Consider the following 7,847-nt stretch of genomic DNA (forward strand, 5'->3'; position numbering starts at 1 on the left):
GTGGGCTTTCTCCGCATTTTCGGGTGTTTTTCCTTTGAAGGTGTATGTCATTGTCTTGTCTGTATGATAGCCTTCTATTCCGAAGCCGATGTCCACATAAACGAGATCGCCTTTTTTTAGTTTGCGTTGGCGGCTTCCGAGTAGTGGTGTTGCTGGTGATAGTCCACGGTTTCCGCTGGCTCCGTTGAAATAGGATGGTTGGAGTGGTGTTTCGCCGAATCCTATGTGGCCGAGTAGCATTTCTGTGTCGAACATTCCAAATCTTGTGATGCCATGATAACCTTCTTTTATCATGATCTGGAAGAGTTTTGCTCCGAGTTCGGCTTCGCTCATACCCTCGTAGAGAATGTTGGGTACGATGTTTTCGAGTATGTGCTGGTGTTTTTTGCCGGATCTTTTCATGAGCTCGAGCTCGTATTCGCTCTTCACAGCTCTTATACTTTTTATTATTGGGTCTGCTGTCTTATATTTTTTGATTGGGAAGTATTTTTTGAATCTTTCATAGAATGCTAATGGCAAGCTTTCTGTTTCAAGGTATATTGTATTTGGGATTTCGTATGCTTTGGCGGCGTCTCGGAAGCTTTTCATTGGCCTTATATTTTTGAGTTTGGATTCTTTGAGGGCGCGTTGGTGGCTTCGCCTGACCCAGTAGGTTGGTTCATCATCAGCTGGTATGATTAGCATGCCATCCTGCATCGTCCCAGTGAAATAGTATTGGTTTATCTTGGTGAATATTACCGCCATCTCCCAACTTGGATCTATACCATTTAACTTTTCTTTGAAATTTTTCATGCGATTTGCAAGCTCATGATAGGGTATTTCCAAACTAGGACACCCCCTCTCATGGCATCTGGATAAGTGAGATATCTTTTAAAATAAGGTTAAAAAAATAATAATAATGATGAGAATTTATGGCCCTTATTTTGTTTGTAGGCTATTTAAGATATTTTGAAGCTTTTTAGTATTTTGTTCAATGTGGTCTGTTCGGTTTTGGGACTCCAATAGTATACTTGGTATCCATGATTTTCATCTATTTTTATATGTATAATGGTGACATAATTGTTCCCATAAGCATATTGGATCATGCCGGCTTTATGGCCGGCTACTGTCATGTTTTCATCTGTTTTTATGATCTTTGAGTCTTGGATGGATGATTTTATTTGTCCAATAAATTCACTTGGTGATCTCACATAACCGGCGCCTGATGCTTTTAATTCCACGACTGCAAATTCTTCTGTGTCATTTCCAAGATATGTTATAACATTGGCTGAGCCGAATTCTGATGTGGGGATATAAGACTCTAATTCGCTCACAGATAGATTCTTCCAACTTTCAGGGTATGTGAATGTTATACCATCCCCAGAAAATGTTTTTTCTTGCGTTCCCGTGCAACCAAATCCAAAGGCTACAATGGCTAATATTAAAATCGGCAAAAACTTTTTCACAAAAAACCTCCCTCTAACTTGATAATATTATTTTTTTTTTTTTTTTGCATTCCCAATATACAAAAATTTGTGGGGGGAGTTTGACCTCTACGAGTAGATTGATGAAAATAACCTTTATTCACTTACTTGAAAGCATGTAAAAGGTGACTTTTTTCTCATTTTTATGATCCCGTGAACTACTCTTCTTTTACGGAAGGAGGTTTTCTGACTCTGCTTTCATGATGTCGAAAAACCCCATTTTATAGAGACCCCCCCACATCATAGACAATGACGTACCCGAATATCCCACATGAATAGTTTCTTTTGGGCTTTTATTTTTCTCCCCCCTCTGGAAGGGAGGACCCTCCATCCGCAATAATTAAAAAAAGTTTTTAGGAAGGGCACATTTTATTGTGGAAGGATATCATCCTCTCCCATTATAGTTTTCCGCGCCCTCCGAGGAAGTAACCAATGCCTATGAGCGCTACTATGGCTATGATCCCTGCTAGTGCATAGAATGGCATCTGACTTCTTGAACCGCCACTTGGAGAAGCGGCAACCTCGAAAACTTTACCGGTTTTCCCTGCAGATGATCCGCTTCCAGGTCCTTGATTTGCGCCTGCAGCAGTCCCTGGGGAGCTGCCAGACGCCCCGCTAGAACCGCCTGCTCGTCCCTGGCTACCTGTATAACCAGGACCCACACCAGAAGATCCTGCGCCCGACTGTCCAGCCACGCCTGATCGTCCAGAAAATCCAACTCCTAGCTGTCCAGGCATGCCTGGCTGTCCAGGAGATCCCGTGCCCGGAACCGTTATTTCAGCCCCAGTAGCTGCTGCAATTACCCCTGCAAACTTTCTGAGAGCCGCAGAATTCAACGATGAAACACTCACAAGCCACTGATTAAACACGATATTGCCACAAGTATGGTGACAGCAGACAACACCGTACTCATTCACTGCCGCGATGTACTCATCGGCAAGCCTTTGCAGCGTAGCTGAATCTGTCCTCCAGAGGCCTCTCCGGTTGGCCTCAAGGAGCCAGGCCACTGTTGAGGCATAGGAATAGGGCTGAAGACTCTTAAATCTGCTGCTTACCTGGGGATCAAATACATAAGTCTCTGCAACCTTCTGCCACATCCAGTCCCGGACAAGACCAGGGGTGACTGCGCTCCAGCCAAAGAGATACTCTATTTCCTTGGATACCTCATGAGCACCTGAAAATCCTTGATTTAGCATTCCCTCGATCCATTTAGGGTTGTAGGTCCTTGTCCTGAGTTCTTTGGAGAGAAAATTGCTTAGAGTCTCCACCTTAGGATTTATTGATGAGTAGGTGTCAGCTATGTAGACATTGATATTTTTTCCTGAAACTGATCTTGCAGCCATTGTGAGTCCGCCGAGGTACGCGTAGACGTCGTCGTTGTCAAAAATGCCATACATTGCAAATCTTATCTGGATTGTTGTATCGATGTTTTTAAGCTTGTTCTGGAAGGCCTCTGAACTTCTAAGTCCATAAACGTTTTTTCCATAGATATAGGACATGTGATTGGAATAGCAATCAATAAGCTCCTGCTGTCCATCCCACTTGCTGGTGCTCTCCACAAGGTTACTTACACCGTTTCCATATGTTCCTGGAGCATCTCCGAATACCCTTGCACCTGCAAGTAGGTTTGCTGTTTCTGAACTGAGATTACCATACCTTGATAGTTCTTCGAGGTAATGTTTTCTGAGATAATTATCTGTGGGCGATTCATTTAGGGCCATGACTGTCCTTAGGGCATCATCAAGTTTTTCGATTGTGTAGCTGAATGTGTCCCTGAATAGGCCTGATATTGTGACAAGAACATCGATTCTTGGTCTGCCAAGTTCTGAGAGCGGTGTGACTTTTATTCCTGTGAATCTACCCTGTTTGTCCCATATTGGTTCAGCTCCGATAAGTCTCAAGACCATTGCCACTGTCTGACCATAGGTGTTCATGGTCTCGATTGCCCATAATACTGTACCTACAGATTCAGGGTAGTGACCGGTAGTATCGTAGTACTGACTGAGTAAGTCGTCGGCAAGTTTTTTTCCTATTTCCCATGCTGCGGTGTCAGGTACACAGCGGGGGTCAAATGAATAGAAGTTGGTGCCCGTTGGAAGGACATCCGGAACCCTGATGGGGTCCGCACCCCTTGCTGGTAAAATGTATCTTCCTTCAAGTGCCGCTAGAAGGGCTGAAATTTCATGATCCTCTGCCAGAACTTCCCTTATCTTCTCTCTGAAAGCTGTGTTGTTCCTGTTTTCGGGGTCAAATGATATTATTGATTCCACCATGGTATTTAGTGTATCATTGCTTAGGGGTTCCCCGAAAACATGTAGTCCGTATGGTATCAATGTGCTGGCAAGTTCATCAAGTCTGTGTTCAACCGTGTCCACAATTTCATCAAAGGACTGGCTTGTGTAATTGAGTGATAATTCCTTATCGAGATCCAGTTTTGTGATGAGATTCTTTATTTCCCTTGTAATGATTTCTTTCCTTTGCAGATCTGTTGTTTGTTTGTAAAGGCTTAATTTGTCTGCCAGTTCCGCCAAGTCACCGTATAATCCGCCGGGTATCATTGGAGGTATGTTATGTGATATTATCACTGCGTAGCCCCTTCTCTTAGCTTGAGTACCTTCTCCTGGATTGTTGACTATATATGGGTATATATCTGGTATGTTGCCCATGAGTAAATCGGGCCAGTCCTCAGAGGATAGTCCCACAGACTTTCCAGGTAACCATTCAAGTGTCCCGTGCGTCCCCAGATGTATGACCGCATTAGCCTTGAATTCATTCTGTAACCAGAGGTAAAATGCTATGTACTGATGCGTTGGGGGTATTGTGAGATTGTGGATAAGATCCACCTGAGCCTCTCCAAAGCCCCTCATGGGCTGGGGGCCGAGGAAAATGTTGCCGAGCATGACACCAGGGATCACTATGCTCCCGTTGTAGACCATAACGTTTCCTGGTGGCTCACCCCATTGTGCTATAACACTTTCTCTGAGCGTTGCTGGCAGCTTACTGAACCATTCAATGTATTTTTCTGCCGGTATTGTTATCGCGCCTGCTTTCACGACTTTTTCAAGTTCGCCTGGGGCCCATGATCCTACATTGTTCCCAACTGTCCAGAATATGTTTATGAGTTCGTCTACTGTCTTTGTTTCCGTGGTGTATCCTACATTTTTCAGGGCGCTGAGGATCTTCGAGATACTCTCTGGCACGTTGAGGTAACTGGCGCTGATACCATCCTTACCCCCGCCAATGTTGTAGTAAAGGATGGCTATCTTCTTCTCCGAGTTTGGAAGTTCCTGAAGTTTAACCCAGTTTATAACTCTCTCGGTAAGTTTATCTATCCTATCAGGCAATGGAACATCGCAGTAGTAAGAGATTCCAGTCTCATTGTCTTTTCTGCTGATCCCGCCCCCTATGACTATCGGCTCTATTCTTCCTTCAAGTTCAGGCATCGCCACATATGCATAAAGAATGGAGGATACCCCATCAATGCTTGAATTCCATGCTTCAAGATCTGGTACAACAATTGGCGCGAAAACAGGTATACCCAGAGTTGAGAGCATCTTTGTTGTGTTGGCTGGATCATTGTAGAGGAGATTGAATGCCATGGGCGCTATCAGGGCACTTATCCTGCTTTTATTTCCATCTCTGAAAAATTCATTTACCAGCTGAGAAACACTTCCAAAACCGAGAATAACATTGTAACCTTTGTTTTCAAGGCTTCTGAGTATGGCAGAATGTACATCGTAATCCTCTCCCTTATAGTAAGTGTTATATGTTACTATACCGATCCATGGTTTTCCTTCCCTGTAGTGGCCGCTCTGAACATACCATGAGTAATACTTATCCCAGCTGGTGAAGGTCTCTGGGGCATCGGGGTGTACTACAAGGGTACCTGGCATGTTAACCTGTGAAAGATTCTCACCCTGCCTCAGGGCCATGCCTGATTCGCTTAAAAGTTTCAGCATTATTCTTTTAAGATTTTCTTTGCCTCCCTGACTCCAGTAGGAAGCTAAGGTGCTGTTATCTTCACCTATACGGGGATCGTCCTTGAAGATGTTTCCTGTGCTTACTGTCACTATCCGTGCATTGCTGTCATTGAGCAGTTGTTTTAGGCGCTGATCTGTGAGCATTTGTACCAGTATAACATTAGCTGCTCTTGCGTCGTATTTTATCCTTGCATCAATTTCAGGGTCGTTTTTCTGTAGATCGTTGTATGTGTAGAGTCTCAGGGTAAAATTATAGCCTTCATTTTTTGATTCTTTGTAAGCGTCAATTATCCCCTTTGTATATGACGTGGTTCCTGTTAATATCATGAGAGTGTAGTTGGATGAATTTGTTGTAATGTTAGTGCTTGTGCTGTTATCAGCCGCTGAAACACCACCTGCAAGCATGATTGTCATGAGTAAAATCACTGGAATAACCGATCTTCTCAAAAATTTCACCTCCCATCATATTTTATTTCAAATCATCTTTACTTTAATATATATAAAATTTTCTTTAATAAAAGGCAAACTTTTACTTATAACATATCATCCATGGTCAATGAAGCTAGCAAAGAAATAATGTCCATCCTGGACCTCCAGTTATTCCTCCAGTGAATGTGAAATTCACAGATGAAATGCCTGAAAATGCGGTTATACTAAAAAACACAGACTACCAGACCCCTCATGAGGGCACGTAAAGGTGAAGTGGTTGTGCTCCCTGGCCAGGAGATAACATGCACAGCTGCTCCAAAGGCCCCGGGTTTCAGGAAAACTCTCTGAGAAACTGAAAACCGGGAAGGGTCTTGTGAAATTTAGAATTGATGATAAAACGGATACCAAGACAAGAATCTTTCGAGAAATCCCAGAACTTGAATGAGCAGGAAACAGCATCCACTGTAAAGTTGTCTGCAGTTACTGCAGAATTAACAGCCGCCGCGAAGATTAGAACCCCTCCAGCAACAGGATATGAAAGCCCTTCAGTTAATCACCACCAATCAGTTGATAATAAAATTATACACAAAACCCATATACATATCACGGATCAGCTGCACCATATTACTTGAGGGCGACAGACATTAAATGCAAGTCTTATGGAAATGAATGATATGAGACAATAAAGATGCAATGCATGACGGTAATCTCCTCTAATAGGTTGCTGAATCCACAATTTTCATCTTTTACTGTGAAAAGATTTGTTGGGCCTGATTTTAAGTCTCCAGAATTATCCACAATCATGCGCCAGATTAGACCCACCGATTAACACCGCTACTTATCTGCATATAAACAATCTAGAAGTCCGCACAATTTGTTTTGAGAGCACAAACAATAGATAATACAAAAACTGAATTATCCGAGGTACTCTGTGGGGTCCTCCACACCGGCAAGTTCGAAGGCCCTCTTCCTCCTCATGCAGGATTCGTAGACTCCGCAGTGAACCCCGCCTCTGACGTAGCATGAGTATCTTAAGCCAAAGGATAACCCAAGATTAAAGCCGGCTTCAATGATTTCCCTCTTTGTCATGCCAATCACCGGCGCCTCAACCTTCACACCTTTCAGGGTGCCTACCTCCAGGAGCTTGTTGAATGCATCGAGGAACTCCTTCGAGTTATTAGGGAACGTCTCAGCCTCCTCCAGGTCCCAGCTAATTATATGCACCGGCTTCCATGGCTTCGGCAAAGGAAGCCCTCTATGGACGCGAAAACGCATTCAGTGGCCTCTATGTCATAACCTGCCTGAACAATTCACTGGATGCTGATCTCTTCCTGATGGAGGACGGTGTCTATGCTGCCGTGGCTGATCAGATCTCAGGGGCCATTAGGTACCCCAATGTTAAGGAACTCACCTACCTTATATTCCTCGAAAAGAGACAAGGGAGATTGGGAAGCCCTGACAAATTAAAAGGAATTATACACCTACATTATATTCCGTGAAAGGGAGTGTCTTTGTGCATGAAAGATCCTTGAAGGAGAGAGGTCTTGAAGAGGAGGACCATATGGAGGCAGCCGAAGTTATAGACGACCCTGAACTGTATAAGATATTCAGATTGAAACAGGATACTGCAATTGTAAAAATATGAGATGTCTTTATGGAGATGGATGAAGTTAAAAGGGAACTTCGACTCGATGGATCTCGTAAAGGAGGCTAACCCCCCCAAACAGGTGAAAGCCCTGCCTTGCAGCTAAGGACAAAATAATGGTTCTCATGGAACTTGACTCGGAAATAGGGGAATTTATACCTGTAATTGCAAAGATGTACCCGTCTGGTGTTGTGAACTATGTCAGAAAAAAGAGCATACTTACACTCACAATTTATGATCGTATAATAAACCTCTACCCGTCAGGCAAAATCAGCATGAACAAGACCCGGAACGTTGAGGAAGCATTTGAAATCGTCGGGGAATTCATGG

General features: G+C 43.5%; 7 protein-coding genes. 3 read left to right on the top strand and 4 right to left on the bottom strand.

Going from position 1 to position 7,847, the window contains the following annotated elements; translation table 11 throughout:
• The 4 genes from AB7U21_RS08645 to AB7U21_RS08660 form a co-directional block, all read right to left on the bottom strand.
• Positions 1–825, bottom strand: an 825-nt coding sequence (locus tag AB7U21_RS08645) for a M24 family metallopeptidase (RefSeq protein ID WP_428388331.1), incomplete at its 3' end; no start/stop codon positions are given.
• Positions 826–938: 113 nt separating this feature from the next.
• Positions 939–1,445 (bottom strand): hypothetical protein, encoded by a 507-nt coding sequence (locus AB7U21_RS08650; RefSeq protein ID WP_428388333.1) that lies wholly within the window; start codon positions 1,443–1,445, stop codon positions 939–941.
• A 416-nt stretch (positions 1,446–1,861) separates the two neighbouring features.
• Complete coding sequence (locus AB7U21_RS08655; RefSeq protein WP_428388335.1) at positions 1,862–5,890, bottom strand: cobaltochelatase subunit CobN; 4,029 nt, start codon at positions 5,888–5,890, stop codon at positions 1,862–1,864.
• Between the two features lie 897 nt (positions 5,891–6,787).
• On the bottom strand, positions 6,788–7,117 hold the full coding sequence (locus tag AB7U21_RS08660) for a 7-cyano-7-deazaguanine synthase (protein WP_428388337.1): 330 nt from the start codon (positions 7,115–7,117) through the stop codon (positions 6,788–6,790).
• Here AB7U21_RS08660 and AB7U21_RS08665 point away from each other — a divergent pair.
• The 3 genes from AB7U21_RS08665 to AB7U21_RS08675 form a co-directional block, all read left to right on the top strand.
• On the top strand, positions 7,105–7,371 hold the full coding sequence (locus AB7U21_RS08665) for a hypothetical protein (RefSeq protein ID WP_428388339.1): 267 nt from the start codon (positions 7,105–7,107) through the stop codon (positions 7,369–7,371). The two genes, AB7U21_RS08660 and AB7U21_RS08665, sit on opposite strands and share 13 nt — an antisense overlap.
• Before the next feature lie 14 nt (positions 7,372–7,385).
• Positions 7,386–7,517, top strand: a complete 132-nt coding sequence (locus tag AB7U21_RS08670) for a hypothetical protein (RefSeq protein ID WP_428388341.1) — start codon at positions 7,386–7,388, stop codon at positions 7,515–7,517.
• Between the two features lie 116 nt (positions 7,518–7,633).
• On the top strand, positions 7,634–7,847 hold a 214-nt coding region (locus AB7U21_RS08675; RefSeq protein ID WP_428388343.1), incomplete at its 3' end, for a hypothetical protein.

Origin of the sequence: Methanomethylovorans sp. (assembly GCF_050177135.1) — an archaeon.
In the GTDB taxonomy this organism is placed as follows: Archaea; Halobacteriota; Methanosarcinia; order Methanosarcinales; family Methanosarcinaceae; genus Methanomethylovorans.

Bases quoted from the DNA above. Each gene is read 5' to 3' on its own strand.
- AB7U21_RS08665 (WP_428388339.1), top strand. From the start codon at position 7,105: ATGGCTTCGGCAAAGGAAGCCCTCTATGGACGCGAAAACGCATTCAGT.